Here is a 16,990-nt window from a genome sequence, read left to right on the forward strand (position 1 = left end):
GAAGATAGGGGCAGTTTAGAGTTCGGCGTTTGGTGTTGGCGGTTATTTTTTAAGAAAACACATTAACTTCTTTGTGTAGCTTTGTACCAATGATCCCCGATTATCCGCATAAAATATTTGGCGACAAACGTTTCTGCTACTGTCTGCTGATGGAAGCCCTCGCGATGGATCCGCACGCCTGAAAAGTGCATACATCCGCCACTTGCGGCTTCATTCTTTCATTTTTCAAAAACTATTTTATGGATACTGCCACCATACAGCGTGCTGCTATTAATGCAACACAGGATTTTCTTCCGCTACAGGGAACAGACTATGTAGAATTTTACGTTGGCAACGCCAAACAGGCCGCGCATTTTTACAAAACCGCTTTTGGCTTCCAGAGCCTGGCCTATGCCGGCCCGGAAACGGGCGTGAAAGACAGGGCCAGCTATGCGGTTCGTCAGAACAAGCTCACTTTCGTGTTCACCACGCCGCTGCGCAGCCAGAATACGATCGCCGATCACATTTACAAACACGGAGATGGCGTAAAGGTGCTCGCCCTAAAAGTGGACGACGCATCCGACGCCTGGCACCAGACCACCACGCGCGGTGCAAAAAGCTACCTGGAGCCTGTTACGCTTACAGACAGCGAGGGGGAACTGGTGATGAGCGGCATCCATACCTATGGCGACACCGTTCACCTGTTCATCGAGCGAAAAAATTACAATGGCGCGTTTATGCCTGGCTACCGTAAATGGGAATCTCTTTACAACCCGCCCGAAACAGGTTTGCTGTACGTGGATCATTGCGTGGGCAACGTGGGTTGGAACCAGATGAACCCCTGGGTTTCGTTCTACGAAAACGTGATGGGCTTCCGCAATATCCTTTCGTTCGACGACAACGATATTTCAACCGAATATTCTGCATTGATGAGTAAGGTGATGAGCAACGGGAACGGCTTTGTCAAGTTCCCCATCAACGAGCCGGCAGAGGGTAAAAAGAAATCGCAGGTGGAAGAATACCTCGACTACTACGATGGAGAAGGCTGCCAGCACGTGGCGCTTGCCACAAACGATATCGTTAAAACGGTAACAGACCTGCAGCGCAGGGGCGTGGAGTTTCTCAAGGTTCCCACCTCGTATTACGACGAGCTTACAGACCGGGTAGGGCATATTGACGAGGACCTGAACCCGCTCAAAGAACTCGGCATATTGGTAGACCGTGATGAAGAGGGTTACCTGCTGCAGATCTTCACCAAACCGGTGGAGGACCGCCCAACGCTTTTCTTCGAGATCATCCAGCGCAAGGGGGCGAAGAGCTTTGGCAAGGGAAATTTCAAAGCGCTTTTTGAGGCGATAGAGCGGGAGCAGGACCTGAGGGGCAACTTATAAGGGGGCGAAAATCCCCCGTTTTTTTAAAATAATGTGAATATCGACGGAATAAGATCGTAATTGACGCTTCGGGGCGCCCGGGCAGGCAATTTAATCCCTGAAAGAACGTTAATTTATGCACCAACTGTTTGTGGTGTTTTTTCAAGTCTTATTTTTGATGATATGAAGCGTTTTACCGGTGTGGTCCTATTGATTTTTGTGGTGATGAACGTATCGGCGCAATCGTCTTTTATGGCGAACCAGCGCCAGTTCCCTAAAGTGGCAAATGCGGTTCGCCTGCGCGAGGATTCGTTGAAAAGGCAACTCGCCGCAATCAACATTTCCTGGCCCGTGAAACAGATCTACGTTCGCAGTTTTAAATACGACAGCCAGCTCGAGGTCTGGGTACGTAACGCAAAATCAGAACCGTTCAAACTCTTCAAAACCTATAAGGTCTGCGCCTTGTCAGGCGCACTGGGCCCCAAAAGGATCGAAGGCGATTACCAGGTTCCGGAAGGGTTTTACAACATCACCGAATTCAATCCCAGGAGCACTTACAACATGTCGCTCGGACTCAATTATCCCAACGCGTCAGACATGCTGCTGAGCGATTCGGTAAAACCCGGTAACGATATTTATATCCATGGAAGCTGTGTTACGGTGGGTTGTATCCCGATCAACAACCAGATAGACGAACTGTACCTGCTTGCGTCTTATGCGCACGACCAGGGACAGGATTTTATTCCTGTTCATATTTTTCCCGTTCGCTACAATGTGGAAAAGAGCCGCGAGATCCTCTCCAGGTCTGCGAAAGACGATCCCGCATACCAGAAATTTTCGGCGCGTTTGAAAGAAGTGTTTGATTATTTCGAGCAGAACAAAAAGCTGCCGCTTATCTCGATCAATAAAAAAGGCGAGTACGTGCCGTTGTAATTTGTTGCCGGTAACGAACGCTATTTAAAAAGCACCTGTACCGTTTCCTTGGTGCGCTGTGTCAGCACGATGTTTTTTCCTGACGTTAATTTTTCAAGGATTTCTGTATTGTAATGCCTGATGGTGAGCAGGCTCAATTCTTTTTCTACCTGCACATCAAACATGCCCGCTGCTTCGGAAGCGAGCTGGTCTATTTTTTCCGCGCGGAAATCGAGGCATACCTGCACGCTGATGGCGCCGGTCTGGATGAGGTTCGGGCGCAGTTTTATTTTACCGAACAATTGATACAAACGGCTCATCGGCTCTTCGCCCACAAAAGAAAAATCCTGGCTGTTGAGGTGCAGGAGCGATTGGTTTTCCTTGATCACAACAATGGGAGGAAGGTGTTTGATGTTCTTCCTGTGAATGACCGTTCCCGGCAGCGATGGATCGAGAAAACATTTCACGTGCAGTGGAATGCCCTTGTTCTGCAGGGGCTTGATCGTTTTCGGATGAATCACCTGCGCGCCGTAATAGGCCATCTCTATCACTTCTGTAAAATTCAGTTCCGGTATCAACTGCGCTTCGGGAAAAAGTTTGGGATCGGCATTCATCACACCCTCCACATCCTTCCAGATGCTCAGGCTCTCTGCGTTGAGAATGTTGGCAAAAATGGCCGCAGTATAATCGCTTCCTTCGCGGCCCAGCGTGGTGCTTTCATTGTCGTCTGTTGAACCGATGAACCCCTGTGTAACATGGATGGCAGGCGACCCGGCGCCGACCGCGTTTTTAACTCTTTCTTCTGTAACGGCCCAGTCGATACCCGCATCCCGGAAATTGTTATCGGTTCTCACCAGGTCGCGTACATCGAGCCATTCATTTTCGATCTTTGTTTCATTCAGGTAATGGCTTACGATGCTGGTGCTCAGCAGTTCGCCCACACAAACCACTTGGTCGTAATAGTAATCAAACTCGCGCACCGGTTTATCGTGCAGCAACCATTCCACTTCGGTAAAGAAATCGGTAAGCTGCGAAAGGCATTTGTTGAAATGCGTTACCAGCAGGTATTTTGCAATGTTGAGGTGGTGTTGTTTTACGGCCTCGAACAACTGCAATGCTTCATCGCGGTTGCCCGCGTAAAAAGACTCCACTACTTTTTCAAGCCCGTTGGTGGTTTTGCCCATTGCGGAAATGATGACAACGAGTGGCTCATTGTTGTAAAGTTTTACGATACCCGCCAGGTTCCTGATGCGCTCTACACTGTTTACGGAAGCGCCGCCGAATTTGAATACTTTCATTGCCTGCGAAAATACAGATTTTGAACTGGTATGGTTGTTGCATTATTGCTGAAAAACGACCATGAAATATTTTTTAGGATCAATATGCTTTGTAATGCTGCTTTCGTGCAGCCCGGCCGCAACACCTTCTTCCTCGCGCTCAACCCCCGCCCCCGCGTCGGCCACCGAGCCCGCGGGCAACATGGAAGAGGATATTTTGAAATACATTAACGATTACAGGCGCTCCAAAGGATTGGGCGGCCTGCAAATGATCGACGCAGCCTCGCAACAGGCCGCACAACACAGCCGCAACATGGCTTCGGGCAGAACGGCCTTCAGCCACGATGGGTTTGAACAGCGCATCGCCAACATCAAGAAAGCGATGGGGGCAGACTATATGGCCGCAGCGGCGGAGAACGTGGCGCTGGGGCAGTTGTCTGCCCGAGAAGTAGTGAATGGATGGCTCAAGAGTGCGGGGCATAAAAAGAACATCGAAGGAAACTACAACCTCACCGGTGTGGGTGTTGCACGGAACAGCAAAGGCGTGATGTATTATACGCAGATCTTTTTGAGAAGGAATTAGCGGTGATCCGTTGATATATGTGAATCATACACAAATCATTTTATACAGGAGCGTGGTGTTATTTTCACCACGCTCTTTTTTGTAAGCGGATGTAAGTAAACTCCCCGGGTGAAACGCAAACTCTAGCCCCAAACTCCTACCTTTATCCAAACGATTCACCTATGATTGTTAACAGGAATATTCTTACGCTCGACGAATTTACTTTAACACAGCTCCGGCAGTTTCCTTCTGCCACGGGCGAACTGAGCAGGTTGCTGCGCGATCTTGCGCTTGCGGCCAAGCGGGTGAACGTAGAAGTGAACAAGGCAGGGCTCGTGGATATCCTTGGCGATTACGGCACCATCAATGTTCAGGGCGAAGACGTAAAGAAGCTCGACATATTTGCCAACAACCAGTTCATGGGTGTTCTCAAACACGGCATCAGCTGCGCCGGCATCGGAAGTGAAGAGATGGACGATTTTGTGGTGTTCAACGATGAGGTGAGCAACAACAGCAAATACGTAGTACTTTTCGATCCTTTGGATGGCAGCGGCAACATAGACGTGAACGTTTCCATCGGAACCATTTTCAGTGTGTACAGGCGCGTGAGTGAGCTGGGAAAACCCTGCCGCAAAGAAGATTTTTTACAACCGGGCAACAAACAGGTTGCCGCAGGGTACGTGGTATATGGCTCAAGCACGATGCTCGTATATGCAACGCGCCGCGGGGTGAACGGGTTTACCCTCGACCCGTCTATCGGCGAGTTCTCGTTGAGTCACCCGGATATCAGGTGCCCCGAAACGGGCAAATTCTATTCGGTTAACCATGGAAATTTTTTCCAGTACGATGAGCCCGTGCGCAAATACATAGATGGCTGCCAGCGCAAGACAAAAGAAACAGGCGGCCCGTATACCCAGCGCTACATCGGAAGTATGGTAGCCGATGTTCACCGCAACCTGATCAAAGGCGGTATCTTTATGTACCCGGGAACGATAGAGAAACCGAAGGGCAAACTGCGTTTGCTTTACGAGGCCAATCCCTTCGCATTCATCGTAGAAGTGGCCGGTGGTATGGCAACAGATGGAAAGCAAAGGATACTCGACATACAACCCACGGAACTGCACCAGCGCACGCCGCTGTTCATCGGCAGTAAAAAAATGATGGAGGAACTGGAAACATTTACAGGCGTTGAAAAATAAAATATGCAGAAAAGAATTTTTATCTCCGGCTTCCTGTTTGTATTCCTGGCGATGTCTGCCGGCGCGCAGCGCAAGCTCGAGCCTGGCGGGATGACGTACCTTGTTGCGGCAAAACCCAATGTGATCATTTACCACGATTCCGTTTTCAACGGCGTGAAAGAGTTCCGTTCGCTGTTTTACCGGCACAGGGATGTTGAGTTGATCACTTATCTTGAACGGCATCAATCCAACAAAATAACAGGACAGGTACTGGGTTTCATCGGCACGCTTTCAACCATCATAGGTGTGGGTACGTTATCGAACAACAAAACGGCGGGATGGATCATGATCGGCGGCGGTTTTGCGTCAACCATCACATCCGGGTATCTTTTGATGATGGGGCAAAGGAACCTGGCAACAGCCGTAACTTTATTTAACCGGCGGTACCGCACGGCTTCACTCGGCATAGGGGTGGGCGGGAATACAGCGGGGCTCGTGTATAAATTTTAGAACATGAACAAAGTAATCATCAGCGTAAAGGACCTGCACAAACAATACGGCGATTTCAAAGCAGTAAAGGGGATCAGTTTTGATGTAATGGAAGGAGAGATCTTCGGGCTGCTTGGCCCCAATGGCGCGGGTAAATCAACCACGCTCGAGATCATTGAAACGCTCCGGTCAAAAACAAGCGGCGAAGTGATCGTAAACGGGCTGAACCTCGATGATGCGCCGAATGAGATCAAAAAGATCATTGGCGTACAGCTCCAGACCTCGGGCTATTACCCGGGTTTGAACCTCACAGAACTCATCACACTGTTCGCAGGGCTGTATAACCAGGATACCGACCCGCTGGCACTGCTTGATACGGTAAACCTGCGCGACAAGGCAAAAGCGAAGTACAAAGAACTCAGTGGCGGACAGAAACAACGTTTCTCCATTGCCACTACACTGATCAACAAACCAAAGATCATTTTTCTCGACGAACCAACAACGGGTCTTGACCCGCAGGCAAGAAGAAATCTCTGGGACCTGATACAGGAGATCCGCTCAAGGGGCACAACTGTGATCATCACAACGCATTACATGGATGAGGCCGAAGTGCTTTGCGACCGCGTGGCCATCATCGACAGCGGGAAGATCATATCCCTCAATACGCCGGATAAATTGATCGACGAACTCGTAGCCAGTGGTTTTGAAAAACCAAAGGAAGTAAAACAGGCGACGCTCGAAGACGTATTCATCCACCTCACGGGAAAAGCTTTGCGCGAAGACTAAGTCAACAAATCAATAAACCAAATGGATCCACGTTACCCCATCGGCAAATACGAAGCGCAACCTTTTTCACAGGAGCAAAAGGAAAAATGGCTGCTTGATATAAAATTCCTTCCAGAAGAGATAGAGCGCTCGGTAGCAGACCTCGACACGGCGCAACTGCACACGCCTTACCGAGATGGCGGATGGACGGTGCAGCAATTGGTGCATCATGTGGCCGACAGCCATCTGAATGCCTATACGAGGTTCAAACTGGGGCTGACGGAAGAAAACCCCACCATCAAACCCTACGAAGAACAGGAGTGGGCAAAGCTGGCAGACAATGATCTCCCGATCAACCTGTCGTTTACTTTGCTGCATGCGCTGCACCAACGCTGGTATTACGCCGTGAAAGACCTTACAGATGCGCAGTGGCAGAGAACCGTTGTTCACCCAGAGGCGGGAAAGCAGATGACGCTATGGTATTTGCTGGGTATGTATGCATGGCACGGGAAACACCATACGGCGCACATTACAACACTCAGGGAAAACAAAGGCTGGTAAAAAAAACGCGATGGAGCAACAAAGAGATTTACGCTGGAAAAAACTTTCTTCGAAATATATTTACGATGACCGTTGGTTCAGGGCGCGCGCCGACAGCTGTGCGTTCCCGGATGGGCGCATCATCGAGCCCTATTATGTTGTTGAGCTTCCCGACTGGTGCAATACTGTTGTGGTAACAGCAGATGAGCGTATCATCCTGGTAAGACAATACCGTTATCCGGTTGACCAGACTACTTACGAACTACCCGGTGGCATCATCGAAAAAGGAGAGGACCCGCTCAATGCCGCCATCCGTGAAATGGAAGAGGAAACAGGGTATACATCAGAAGATGTTTCGTTCCTGATGAAACTCGCACCCAATCCCGCGATCAACAACAACACGGCCTATTTCTACCTGGCAAAAAATGCGGTGCCTTCCGGCCGGCAGCATTTTGATGCATTGGAAGACATGGACACCGTTTCTTTTTCCAAAGAAGAAATCTGGCAATTGCTGCGCGAAAACCAATTGCAGCACGGCGTGCAGATAGGCCCTTTGTATGCAGCGCTTGTAAAATTGGGATGGCTGGAAGTAAAAATTCAGTAAGGAAGATCACAAAATTTGCTTTTATAAGATCGTTACTTCCCCTACCAAAAAAACACTTCCGCAAACCAATATCATGTCTTCTTTATGCGCATGGCTCAAGGCATCCTGCAGCGCCGCGTTCACGTTCTTAAATGTATTTCCTTTCAGCCCGTGTTTGTTTGCGGCGGCAAGCAGATCTTCCGCACCGAGGGCCCTTGGTATTTGTGCCTGTGTAAAATAATAGGTTGCGTGTTTGGGAAGCAGGCCAAGCACAGGATCGATCTCCTTGTCTTTTACCATGCCAATTACAATATGCAGGCGGTGGTAGGTAGACAATTCGATCTGTTTGTTGATCTGCGTCATGCCATCGATGTTGTGTCCCACATCAAGCACCACCACCGGGTGCTCGTGTATCACCTCCCATCTTCCATGTAAACCCGTTAAACGTTTCACATGCGGCAATGCTTTCCTGACCGTTTCTGTCCCGGTGCGCCATCCCATCATGTGAAGCTGGTGTGCGGCCTGCAAAACGGTAAGCAGGTTTTTTGTTTGATAGATGCCGGGGAGATCGAGTTGGTAACTGTGGTGCGTACCGGTTTTTTTTTCGGCAACTTCTACGGTCAGCAAATGGTTTTGAAGGGTCCAGTCGGTAACATACAGATGATCTTCCGCGTAAACGATCGGTGAATCTATAGCGGCCGAATCAAACACCGGCCTTGTTTCGGCAATTGCTTCGCCGATCACTACGGGGATGTTCTTTTTAATGATGCCCGCTTTTTCAAAAGCTATTTTCGCAAGCGTATCGCCGAGGAGGTTCATGTGGTCCCAGCCGATGTTGGTGATCACGCTCAGCTCGGGGGTGATGATGTTGGTACTGTCGAAACGCCCGCCCAATCCAACTTCTATCACGGCCACATCAACCTCATGCTTCGCAAAATAATCAAACGCCATTGCCACGGTGATCTCAAAGAACGAGGGTTCAATTTCATTGATGAGTGGCTGGATGCGTTCCGTAAAATCAACTACAAAATCTTCATCGCACATCACGCCGTTTATTTTGATGCGTTCACGGAAATCTTTCAGGTGTGGTGATGTGTACAATCCTGTTTTATAACCTGCTTCCTGCAGCACCGCTGCGAGCATGTGGCTGGTAGAGCCCTTGCCGTTTGTACCTGCAATATGGATCGATTTGAATTTGTTTTGTGGGTCGCCGAGCGCGTTACAGAGACGGATCGTGTTGGTAAGGTCTTTCTTGAAAGCGGCGGCGCCGATGCGGCTGAACATCGGGAGTTTGGTGAAAAGGTAGTGGAGTGTTTCCTGGTAATTCATAATTCGGTTGCAAATTATGAATTAACTGCGTGGGATGATTTTATTGAATGATAAATTCCATCGGCTCGATCCAGCGTGAGGTTGGACCGGGACAATTCATCCTGGCAAAAATGGCATCGAACACAACTTTATCTCCTTGCACGAGCGTTGAAAAAAACGTTTTCAGCTGTTCTGTAAAATAACAGCTTTCGGATTTCATTTTCAACACGGTTACATCGTTGCGTGTTATGGTAACGTGGAAACTATCAACAACAATGTGTTCCGTGCGCTTGTTTACCTGCTGGTAGCCCGTGATCCCCTTCTGCGCGCTTAAAATATAGGCGGAGATGGGCCCGCCGCTCTTGCCGGAGAGCGCCGCATAGCCGCCGTCGCAACCTGCTCGTTGCGCCAGGCCTTGTTTACATAAAAAAGAAGTTGTGAAGGATAAAAGGAATGCAAGCAGCGTATGGGATCTGCAAACACGCATCATCCACGCAATTTGAAGTTAAACACCAGTGTTCCTGTTTGCTCGTCTGATGAACCGCTGCTCAATTTGATGCTTCTTGCCTTGCGTAAGGCGATGGCCCTTATCGATTGATTGGTTGTGGTGGTGCCGCGCGGATTGATGGTGGCCACCGTAACATTACCTGCCCTGTCTACAGTGATGTCTACCGCAACTTTTGCGTTCTCATTAAAATCGTCTTCAAACGAAGGAAGTCTCGCGATCCTTCTTCCATCCAGCCCGCTGCGTATGCTCACGCCGCCCGTTCCCCCGTTGCCACCGTTGCCGCTTGCTGCATTGCCCTTGTAGCTGTCTGAATTGGGGTTCCCGTTCGGGTTGCCCTGGTCGCCTTTGCCACCGGCGATGCCCTGGTTCCTTACACCATTGTAGCTGTCTGCCCGGTTACCGCTGGTGGTGGTGCTTGTGCCGCCTTTGAATACGGCTTTTGGTTTAGGCGGCGCGGGTGTGGGTTTCTCGGCCACCACGGGGTTGTCTTTTTTTACTTTCGCGGGTGTTGTGGTGATGGGTTTTACCGCAGGTTTGGTGGCTTTTGAAACAGAGGGCGCGTCGCCATCGTCGTATTCGTCGGGGGTTACTTTGGGTTGATCGCCTTGCTGCTGCGCGGTTTTGGGCGGCGCTGATTTCACGTCTTCTGTGGCAGAGGGTTCACCCGGTATCTGCGGGGCCACATCGCCGAGGCCGGTCTCGCTGTTGCCCAGGTTCACTTCGATGCCTTCGCCGAAATCGGGTGGGGGTATCTGCGGCAGTTGCCATTGCATGAAAAAGAAAAGCACGAACAACAACAGGCAGATGCCTGCCGTGTAGGCCGATGCCTTCATGTTCTTTTCCCTTTCAAAACTCGCCGCCATGGACTGGGTGTTGGTCATATCAAATATACCCCCGTAATACTGTTTACTGATTGATGTTGAAAATTACACCCGCCGGGCGGAGGTAATCCACTTTCGGGGTATAAATAAAGGTTAAATGAACCGCAAGGCGTAAGCCGGGGTGTGATTTAATGAAATTGCCCCGCAGCGTTCAACCGGCAACGGATCAAACGCGTTACCGGTTGAACACTGCAGGGCAATACACAGCCCGTGCTGCGAACTTTTTCTCTATTTGGTTATTCCTTCGAGGGCGAACAGAAAGGCGTAGTTCAGCGCCACATCCTTCAGGTAATCAAACCTGCCTGATGCGCCGCCGTGGCCAAATTCCATGTTCGTATGAAGGAGAAGCACATTTTTATCTGTTTTGTACTCGCGCAACTTGGCCACCCATTTCGCCGGTTCAAAATACTGAACCTGGCTATCGTGCAGCCCGGTGGTTACAAGGATGTTCGGATAGGCTTTCTTTTCTACATTTTCATAGGGAGAATAGCTTTTCATGTATTCGTAGGCATCCTTGTTCTTCGGGTTGCCCCATTCGTCGAATTCGTTGGTGGTAAGCGGGATGCTTTCGTCGAGCATCGTGTTCACCACATCAACAAAAGGAACCTGGGCTATTACGCCGTGCCACAGGTCGGGTGCCATGTTGAGCACAGCGCCCATCAGCAATCCGCCCGCGCTGCCGCCCTGTGCATAGAGATGTTCTTTGCTGGTGTATTTCTGGTTCACCAAAAACTCCCCGCAATCGATGAAATCGGTGAAGGTGTTTTTCTTTTTCATCAGCTTGCCATCAAGATACCATTGCCTGCCGAGGTCCTCGCCACCGCGTATGTGCGCGATCGCGAAAACGAACCCGCGGTTGAGCAGGGTGAGCCGCGCACTGCTGAAGGTTGCGTCGGTGCTGGATCCGTACGATCCATAGGCATATAAAAGCAATGGGGCGGTGCCGTTCTTTTCAAAACCTTTTTTGTAAACCAGTGAAATGGGAACCTTTGTTCCGTCTTTCGCAGTTGCCGTTAATCTCTCCGTTACATATTCTTTCGCATCGTATCCACCCAATACTTCCGCCTGCTTCATCAGTTTTTTGTCTTTCGAAACCATGTTGTAATCATAGATCGACGACGGCGTGGTAAGCGATGTATAGCTGTAACGCAGCGTGGTTGTGTTGTATTCAACATTGTTGCTGAAGTTGGCAGCATAGGCGGCTTCGCCGAAATCGATGTAGTATTCGGCATTGTCTTTCAGGTTGCGTACCCGCATTTTTACCAGGCCGTCTTTCCGCTCGTTCATCACCACAAAATCCCTGAACTCGGTAATGCTTTGCAACAATACATCTTCGCGGTGCGGGATCACCTCTTTCCAGTTCTCGCTGCCGGTTTTGTCGAGCGGGCATTCCATCAACCTGAAGTTCTTGGCGTTCCAGTTGGTGAGGATGAGGTACCTGTCGGCCAGCGGCGTTACATCGTACAACACATCTTTCATCCTTGGTGTAAACACTTTGAATTCCGCCATCGGTGTATTGGCATCGATGATCCTGGTTTCTGCCGATAGGGTCGCCTCCGAATAAATGAGAATGTGTTTGCCATCTTTCGATTTTTCTACACCTATGTAATTGCTTTTGTCTTTCTCTTCGTAAACCGTTACATCCTGCGATTCCGGTGTGCCGAGCGTGTGCCTTTTGATCTTTTCCGATAAGAGTGTAACGATGTTTTTTGATGTATAGAAGATCGTCTTGTTGTCGTTGGCAAAAGTGGGATCGCCGCTGGTATTGGTTACCACGTCTTTCAGCGTTTCACCTGTTTCCAGGTTCTTCACATGAATATTGTATTGCCTGCGGGATACCTCGTCTACCCCATACGCCATCAGCTTGTTGTCGTCCGAAATCTCGAACCCGGAAACAGCGTAATACGCTTTGCCTTTTGCCAGTTCATCCACATCCAGCAGGATCTCTTCGGGTGCGGAGAGGCTTCCTTTTTTGCGGCAGTACTTGTAATACTGTTTACCGTCTTCCGTTCTCGAATAATAGTAATACCCGTTTTTGAACGATGGAACGCTCTCGTCTTTTTCCTTGATGCGTCCCTTCATTTCCTTGAACAGGTCGGCCTGCAGTTGCCTGGTTCCCGACATCATCGTGTCGAGGTAAGCATTCTCGGCTTTGAGGTATTCAACCACTTTGGCGCTGTCTGGGCCCTTCTTGAAGTAGTCGATCATCCAGTAATAATTATCTGTAACGCTGTCGCCATGAATGGTGCGTACAAATGGCTTTTTATCGGCCACGGGCGCTGCAACGCCGGGCCATTGGTAAGGCTCTTTCTTCATTTCTTTTTTTGAGTTACAGGCGATCAAGGCGATGGCCAGTGCGGAAAACAGCAGTTTGTTTTGCATTGTATTGGTTTGAAGCCTTAAGATACAATGCAAAAACGGAATCATTTCAATTCTGACAGCAAGTTATCCAGATCGAGGGGCTCGGTTACCATCTGCAGGTTGCCCGATGCATCCATGGGCCATTGGTCGCGCGGTTTGTCCCAATACAGCTCCACGCCATTGCCGTCCGGATCATCGAGGTACAAGGCCTCCGATACGCCATGGTCTGATGCCCCTGTAAGCGGGTATTTTGCATCCGCCAGTCGCTGGAGGATGGCCGCAAGGTCTTTGCGTGTGGGGTAGAGGATCGCGGTATGAAACAACCCCGGCGCGTGCACAGGCGCAGGGGGCGTGCCCTTGCTGTACCAGGTATTCAGCCCGATGTGGTGGTGGTAGCCGCCGGCTGAAATAAAAGCGGCCTGCGTGCCGTATTGCTGCATCAGTTCAAAACCAAGCAGGTCGTGGTAGAACTTGAGTGCGCGACCGAGATCCGAAACTTTCAGGTGAACATGGCCGATACGGGTTTGGGCTGGAACTTTATACATTTTTTGCAGGGTTGATGAATGGATAACAAAATTACGGAACGGTTGTTCGGTTTGCGTTTCGGGAGGGATGAACAAAAAAAAGACCGCAACGGGTGCGGTCTTTGGTAATATGAATCGATCGTTTACAATTTATCATCCGTGATGCTTGCCATCATGTACTCTTTATTCAACCGCGCAATGTTGGTGATGGAGATCTCTTTCGGGCAGGTAGCTTCGCATGCGCCGGTATTGGTGCACGATCCGAAACCTTCTTTTTCCATCTGCGCCACCATGTTCATCACGCGCGATTTTCGTTCCGGCTCTCCCTGTGGCAACAAGGCCAGGTGCGCCACTTTTGCGCTCACGAACAACAGGGCGCTGCTGTTCTTACAAGCTGCAACACAGGCCCCGCAACCAATACACATGGCTGCTGCAAATGCTGCATCTGCATTGTCTTTCGGAATGGGAAGCGCATTGCCATCCACCGCATTACCGGTGTTGACGCTGATGTATCCACCAGCCTGTATGATGCGGTCGAACGCACTGCGGTCTACCATCAGGTCCTTGATCACCGGGAACGCATTTGCCCTCCATGGCTCCACCACGATCGTGTCGCCATCCTGGAACGCGCGCATGTGAAGCTGGCAGGTGGTATTGGCCTCCCACGGGCCATGCGGTTTACCGTTGATGTACATGGAGCAGGCGCCACAGATGCCCTCGCGGCAATCGTGGTCGAAGGTGATGGGATCCTCACCGTCTTTGATCAGTTGCTCGTTGAGCACATCAAACATCTCCAGGAAACTCATCTCAGAAGAAATGTTCTCAACCCTGTACAATTTGAAACCACCTTTGGCAGCAGCGTTTTTCTGCCTCCAGACTTTCAGGTTTAAATTCATGTGGTAATGTTCCATAGTTAACCTTTGTGTTCTCCCGTAGGAGAGATGATCTAATCAGCAATCACCAATTGCTAATGATTAATTACTTATAGTTTCGTTGTGTTGGTTTGATCACTTCGTATTTCAGTTCTTCTTTGTGCAGCACCCAGTTGCTTTCGCCCGCATATTCCCAGGCGGCAACGTACATATACCCGTTGTCGTCGCGCAGCGCCTCGCCATCCGGTGTCTGGAACTCTTCCCGGAAATGGCCGCCGCAGCTTTCGTTCCGGTCGAGTGCATCTTTACACATCAATTCGCCAAGCTCGATGAAATCGGCTACACGGTTGGCCTTGTCGAGCTCGGGATTCATTTCATTGATTTCTCCCGGGATCCTTACATCGCTCCAGAACTCTTTTTTCAGCTGCTGTATTTCCACGATCGCTTCCTGCAGGCCCTGTGCATTGCGGGCCATACCGCATTTGTCCCACATGATCTTTCCCAGGCGTTTGTGAAAGCTTTCAACACTTTGTTTGCCTTTGATGTTCATCAATCGTTCGATCCTGTCTGATACTGCTTTCTCTGCCGCCGCAAAAGCTTCGTGCGAGGTTTCCACTGCTTTTTCGTAGATCTCGTCGGCGAGGAAATTACCCACCGTATAAGGTGCAACAAAGTAACCATCGGCCAGTCCCTGCATCAATGCCGAAGCCCCCAGACGGTTTGCGCCGTGATCGGAAAAATTGGCTTCGCCGAGCGCATACAGGCCGGGAACGTTTGTCTGCAATTCGTAATCAACCCACAACCCGCCCATGGTATAGTGAACGGCGGGGTAGATGCGCATCGGCACTTCGTATGGGTTTTCGCCTGTGATCTTTTCGTACATATCAAACAGGTTACCATATTTTTCTTTCACTACTTCTTTACCCATGCGTATGATCTCTTCCTGGCCCGCGTTGTCTTTGCCCTCCTTGCCCGCTTCAATCTTGCCATAGCGGATGATGGCCGCGCTGAAATCGAGGTATACCGCCTGTTTGCTGCTTCCTACACCATATCCTTCGTCACATCTTTCTTTTGCCGCCCTTGATGCCACGTCGCGTGGTACAAGGTTACCAAAGGCCGGGTATCTTCTTTCGAGGTAATAATCCCTTTCGTCTTCCGGTATCTCGCTCGCTTTGCGGGTGTCGCCTTTCTGTTTGGGCACCCAGATGCGCCCGTCGTTGCGCAGTGATTCTGACATCAGGGTCAATTTCGACTGGTGATCGCCGCTTACCGGTATACAGGTAGGGTGGATCTGCGTGAAGCAGGGGTTTGCGAATGCCGCGCCTTGTTTGTGTGCTTTCCATGCCGCGGTAACATTGCTGCCCATGGCGTTGGTAGAGAGGTAGAATACGTTTCCGTAGCCGCCGCTGCACAACAGCGTGGCGTGGCCGAAATGTCTTTCGAGTTTCCCGGTAACCAGGTCGCGTGCAATGATGCCGCGTGCCTTGCCGTTGATCTTTACGATCTCGAGCATCTCGTGCCGGCTGTACATCTTTACGTTACCGAGTGCCACCTGGCGCTCGAGCGCCTGGTAAGCGCCTATCAGCAATTGCTGGCCGGTTTGCCCGGCCGCATAAAATGTTCTTTGTACCTGCGTTCCGCCAAACGAACGGTTGCTCAGCAATCCGCCATACTCACGTGCAAAAGGAACGCCCTGTGCAACGCACTGGTCTATGATGTTGGCGCTCACTTCCGCCAAACGGTGAACGTTTGCTTCGCGCGCGCGGTAGTCGCCGCCCTTGATGGTATCGTAAAACAAACGGAACACGCTGTCGCCATCGTTCTGGTAGTTCTTCGCTGCGTTGATGCCACCCTGTGCGGCGATGGAATGCGCGCGGCGGGGTGAGTCCTGGAAGCAGAAGGCTTTTACTTTATACCCCATTTCACCCAGCGATGCGGCGGCGGATGCGCCTGCAAGACCTGTTCCTACAATAATGATCTCCAACTTGCGCTTGTTGGCGGGGTTCACCAGTTTGCAGTGCCCTTTGTAATCGGTCCACTTTTCGTCTAAAACACCGGCTGGAATTTTTGCATCTAACATATGAGGCGGTTTGTCGTTTGTAGTTTTTGGTTTGTTGCGGTGAACGGCCGGTCATCTATTCGCAACCGGCTTGTGACCCACTAATCTATCCAATGAAAATAAAAGCTCAACGGCATCATCGCAAAGATCAGCGTGATGAGCACGGAAAAACCGTAGCCCAATCCCTTGAGCATGGCAACATAACGTTTGTTGTGAACACCCATGGTCCTGAATGCGCTCTGGAACCCGTGTGCGAGGTGATAACCCAGCGATATACAGCCCACCACGTACAGGATCACGATCCACAATACGCTGAATTCTTCTTTCATTTTTTCATAAAGGTTGATCTCTTCGCCCAGTAAAAAACCCTGGTGCGACCTGTTGGGCAACCAGAAATTGGAGATATGGACAACGAGGAACAAAAGGATGATGGTACCCAGCAGGCCCATGCTGCGGCTGTACCATTTGCTGCCGCGATTGCCGTAATTAACCGCATAGCCCACGGAGCGTTTGGCCTGGTTCTGCGCGGTAAGCATATAGCCCTGGATGATGTGAAGCAGTAAGCCCGCAAACAACCCGATCTCCAGGATACGCGGTACCCAGTTGCCCCCCATGAAATGGGCGCCTTCGAGGAACATCTCGCCATTGTCGTTCGCCCAGATACAAGCATTCAATCCCGCATGGATGATCAGGAATAGGATGAGGAAAATACCGGTAAGTCCCATAACCAATTTCTTTCCTACCGGTGAAGTGAAGACTTGTTTCCAGGTCATATAGTCAGTTTAAGTGTATAAATCGACGCAAAAGTAATTAGTAATTGGT

Annotated in this window: 17 protein-coding genes; 8 read left to right on the forward strand and 9 right to left on the reverse strand. The window is 50.3% G+C overall.

Annotated elements, in window-relative coordinates; all coding sequences use genetic code 11:
• Positions 1 to 239 precede the first annotated feature (239 nt).
• Both hppD and GWC95_RS08405 read left to right on the forward strand, forming a co-directional pair.
• Positions 240 to 1,370 carry a 4-hydroxyphenylpyruvate dioxygenase gene (gene hppD / locus GWC95_RS08400; RefSeq protein ID WP_161818259.1) on the forward strand — a complete coding sequence of 377 codons (1,131 nt, stop codon included), beginning with the start codon at positions 240 to 242 and terminating at the stop codon, positions 1,368 to 1,370.
• A 162-nt stretch (positions 1,371 to 1,532) separates the two neighbouring features.
• A complete protein-coding gene (locus GWC95_RS08405) occupies positions 1,533 to 2,282 on the forward strand; it encodes a L,D-transpeptidase family protein (RefSeq protein WP_161818260.1) in 750 nt (249 codons plus the stop codon).
• Between the two features lie 20 nt (positions 2,283 to 2,302).
• Here the strand turns inward: GWC95_RS08405 and GWC95_RS08410 are convergent, their stop codons facing one another.
• Entirely contained in the window at positions 2,303 to 3,559 is a 1,257-nt protein-coding gene (locus GWC95_RS08410; protein WP_161818261.1) for an aspartate kinase, read from the reverse strand.
• Between the two features lie 61 nt (positions 3,560 to 3,620).
• Between GWC95_RS08410 and GWC95_RS08415 the strand changes: the two genes are divergently transcribed.
• The 6 genes from GWC95_RS08415 (at position 3,621) to GWC95_RS08440 (ending at position 7,676) form a co-directional block, all read left to right on the forward strand.
• On the forward strand, positions 3,621 to 4,121 hold the full coding sequence (locus tag GWC95_RS08415) for a CAP domain-containing protein (RefSeq protein WP_161818262.1): 501 nt from the start codon (positions 3,621 to 3,623) through the stop codon (positions 4,119 to 4,121).
• 161 nt (positions 4,122 to 4,282) lie between these two features.
• Positions 4,283 to 5,299: a class 1 fructose-bisphosphatase gene (gene fbp, locus GWC95_RS08420; RefSeq protein WP_161818263.1), complete on the forward strand. Its 1,017-nt coding sequence runs from the start codon at positions 4,283 to 4,285 to the stop codon at positions 5,297 to 5,299.
• Between the two features lie 3 nt (positions 5,300 to 5,302).
• Entirely contained in the window at positions 5,303 to 5,788 is a 486-nt protein-coding gene (locus GWC95_RS08425) for a hypothetical protein (protein WP_161818264.1), read from the forward strand.
• Between the two features lie 3 nt (positions 5,789 to 5,791).
• Positions 5,792 to 6,553 (forward strand): ABC transporter ATP-binding protein, encoded by a 762-nt coding sequence (locus GWC95_RS08430; RefSeq protein ID WP_161818265.1) that lies wholly within the window; start codon positions 5,792 to 5,794, stop codon positions 6,551 to 6,553.
• A gap of 21 nt (positions 6,554 to 6,574) precedes the next feature.
• Positions 6,575 to 7,093 carry a YfiT family bacillithiol transferase gene (locus GWC95_RS08435; protein WP_161818266.1) on the forward strand — a complete coding sequence of 173 codons (519 nt, stop codon included), beginning with the start codon at positions 6,575 to 6,577 and terminating at the stop codon, positions 7,091 to 7,093.
• A gap of 10 nt (positions 7,094 to 7,103) precedes the next feature.
• Complete coding sequence (locus tag GWC95_RS08440) at positions 7,104 to 7,676, forward strand: NUDIX hydrolase (protein WP_161818267.1); 573 nt, start codon at positions 7,104 to 7,106, stop codon at positions 7,674 to 7,676.
• Between the two features lie 21 nt (positions 7,677 to 7,697).
• Here GWC95_RS08440 and GWC95_RS08445 read toward each other — a convergent pair whose 3' ends face one another.
• The 8 genes from GWC95_RS08445 to GWC95_RS08480 form a co-directional block, all read right to left on the reverse strand.
• The gene (locus GWC95_RS08445) at positions 7,698 to 8,984 is read right to left on the reverse strand and encodes a bifunctional folylpolyglutamate synthase/dihydrofolate synthase (RefSeq protein ID WP_161818268.1); all 1,287 of its coding nucleotides are present in this window, start codon (positions 8,982 to 8,984) and stop codon (positions 7,698 to 7,700) included.
• Positions 8,985 to 9,024: 40 nt separating this feature from the next.
• Positions 9,025 to 9,453: a GldM family protein gene (locus GWC95_RS08450; protein ID WP_161818269.1), complete on the reverse strand. Its 429-nt coding sequence runs from the start codon at positions 9,451 to 9,453 to the stop codon at positions 9,025 to 9,027.
• Entirely contained in the window at positions 9,450 to 10,352 is a 903-nt protein-coding gene (locus tag GWC95_RS08455; protein ID WP_161818270.1) for a hypothetical protein, read from the reverse strand. The genes GWC95_RS08450 and GWC95_RS08455 overlap by 4 nt, the downstream gene beginning before the upstream one ends.
• Positions 10,353 to 10,580: 228 nt before the next feature.
• Entirely contained in the window at positions 10,581 to 12,734 is a 2,154-nt protein-coding gene (locus GWC95_RS08460) for a S9 family peptidase (RefSeq protein ID WP_161818271.1), read from the reverse strand.
• A 41-nt stretch (positions 12,735 to 12,775) separates the two neighbouring features.
• Positions 12,776 to 13,258, reverse strand: coding sequence for a VOC family protein (locus GWC95_RS08465; protein ID WP_161818272.1), 483 nt, complete (start codon positions 13,256 to 13,258; stop codon positions 12,776 to 12,778).
• Between the two features lie 122 nt (positions 13,259 to 13,380).
• Positions 13,381 to 14,133, reverse strand: a complete 753-nt coding sequence (locus GWC95_RS08470; protein WP_202630251.1) for a succinate dehydrogenase/fumarate reductase iron-sulfur subunit — start codon at positions 14,131 to 14,133, stop codon at positions 13,381 to 13,383.
• Positions 14,134 to 14,215: 82 nt separating this feature from the next.
• Positions 14,216 to 16,189 carry a fumarate reductase/succinate dehydrogenase flavoprotein subunit gene (locus GWC95_RS08475; RefSeq protein ID WP_161818274.1) on the reverse strand — a complete coding sequence of 658 codons (1,974 nt, stop codon included), beginning with the start codon at positions 16,187 to 16,189 and terminating at the stop codon, positions 14,216 to 14,218.
• 80 nt (positions 16,190 to 16,269) lie between these two features.
• Entirely contained in the window at positions 16,270 to 16,941 is a 672-nt protein-coding gene (locus GWC95_RS08480) for a succinate dehydrogenase cytochrome b subunit (protein ID WP_161818275.1), read from the reverse strand.
• Positions 16,942 to 16,990 lie beyond the last annotated feature (49 nt).

The sequence above is a fragment of the Sediminibacterium roseum genome, from assembly GCF_009939005.1.
Taxonomy (GTDB): domain Bacteria; phylum Bacteroidota; class Bacteroidia; order Chitinophagales; family Chitinophagaceae; genus Sediminibacterium; species Sediminibacterium roseum.

Excerpts from the sequence above, each read along its gene's own strand:
- hppD (WP_161818259.1), top strand. The coding sequence starts at position 240 with ATGGATACTGCCACCATACAGCGTGCTGCTATTAATGCAACACAGGAT.
- GWC95_RS08405 (WP_161818260.1), top strand. The coding sequence starts at position 1,533 with ATGAAGCGTTTTACCGGTGTGGTCCTATTGATTTTTGTGGTGATGAAC.
- GWC95_RS08410 (WP_161818261.1), bottom strand. The coding sequence starts at position 3,559 with ATGAAAGTATTCAAATTCGGCGGCGCTTCCGTAAACAGTGTAGAGCGC.
- GWC95_RS08415 (WP_161818262.1), top strand. The coding sequence starts at position 3,621 with ATGAAATATTTTTTAGGATCAATATGCTTTGTAATGCTGCTTTCGTGC.
- fbp (WP_161818263.1), top strand. The coding sequence starts at position 4,283 with ATGATTGTTAACAGGAATATTCTTACGCTCGACGAATTTACTTTAACA.
- GWC95_RS08425 (WP_161818264.1), top strand. The coding sequence starts at position 5,303 with ATGCAGAAAAGAATTTTTATCTCCGGCTTCCTGTTTGTATTCCTGGCG.
- GWC95_RS08430 (WP_161818265.1), top strand. The coding sequence starts at position 5,792 with ATGAACAAAGTAATCATCAGCGTAAAGGACCTGCACAAACAATACGGC.
- GWC95_RS08435 (WP_161818266.1), top strand. The coding sequence starts at position 6,575 with ATGGATCCACGTTACCCCATCGGCAAATACGAAGCGCAACCTTTTTCA.
- GWC95_RS08440 (WP_161818267.1), top strand. The coding sequence starts at position 7,104 with ATGGAGCAACAAAGAGATTTACGCTGGAAAAAACTTTCTTCGAAATAT.
- GWC95_RS08445 (WP_161818268.1), bottom strand. The coding sequence starts at position 8,984 with ATGAATTACCAGGAAACACTCCACTACCTTTTCACCAAACTCCCGATG.
- GWC95_RS08450 (WP_161818269.1), bottom strand. The coding sequence starts at position 9,453 with ATGATGCGTGTTTGCAGATCCCATACGCTGCTTGCATTCCTTTTATCC.
- GWC95_RS08455 (WP_161818270.1), bottom strand. The coding sequence starts at position 10,352 with ATGACCAACACCCAGTCCATGGCGGCGAGTTTTGAAAGGGAAAAGAAC.
- GWC95_RS08460 (WP_161818271.1), bottom strand. The coding sequence starts at position 12,734 with ATGCAAAACAAACTGCTGTTTTCCGCACTGGCCATCGCCTTGATCGCC.
- GWC95_RS08465 (WP_161818272.1), bottom strand. The coding sequence starts at position 13,258 with ATGTATAAAGTTCCAGCCCAAACCCGTATCGGCCATGTTCACCTGAAA.
- GWC95_RS08470 (WP_202630251.1), bottom strand. The coding sequence starts at position 14,133 with ATGAATTTAAACCTGAAAGTCTGGAGGCAGAAAAACGCTGCTGCCAAA.
- GWC95_RS08475 (WP_161818274.1), bottom strand. The coding sequence starts at position 16,189 with ATGTTAGATGCAAAAATTCCAGCCGGTGTTTTAGACGAAAAGTGGACC.
- GWC95_RS08480 (WP_161818275.1), bottom strand. The coding sequence starts at position 16,941 with ATGACCTGGAAACAAGTCTTCACTTCACCGGTAGGAAAGAAATTGGTT.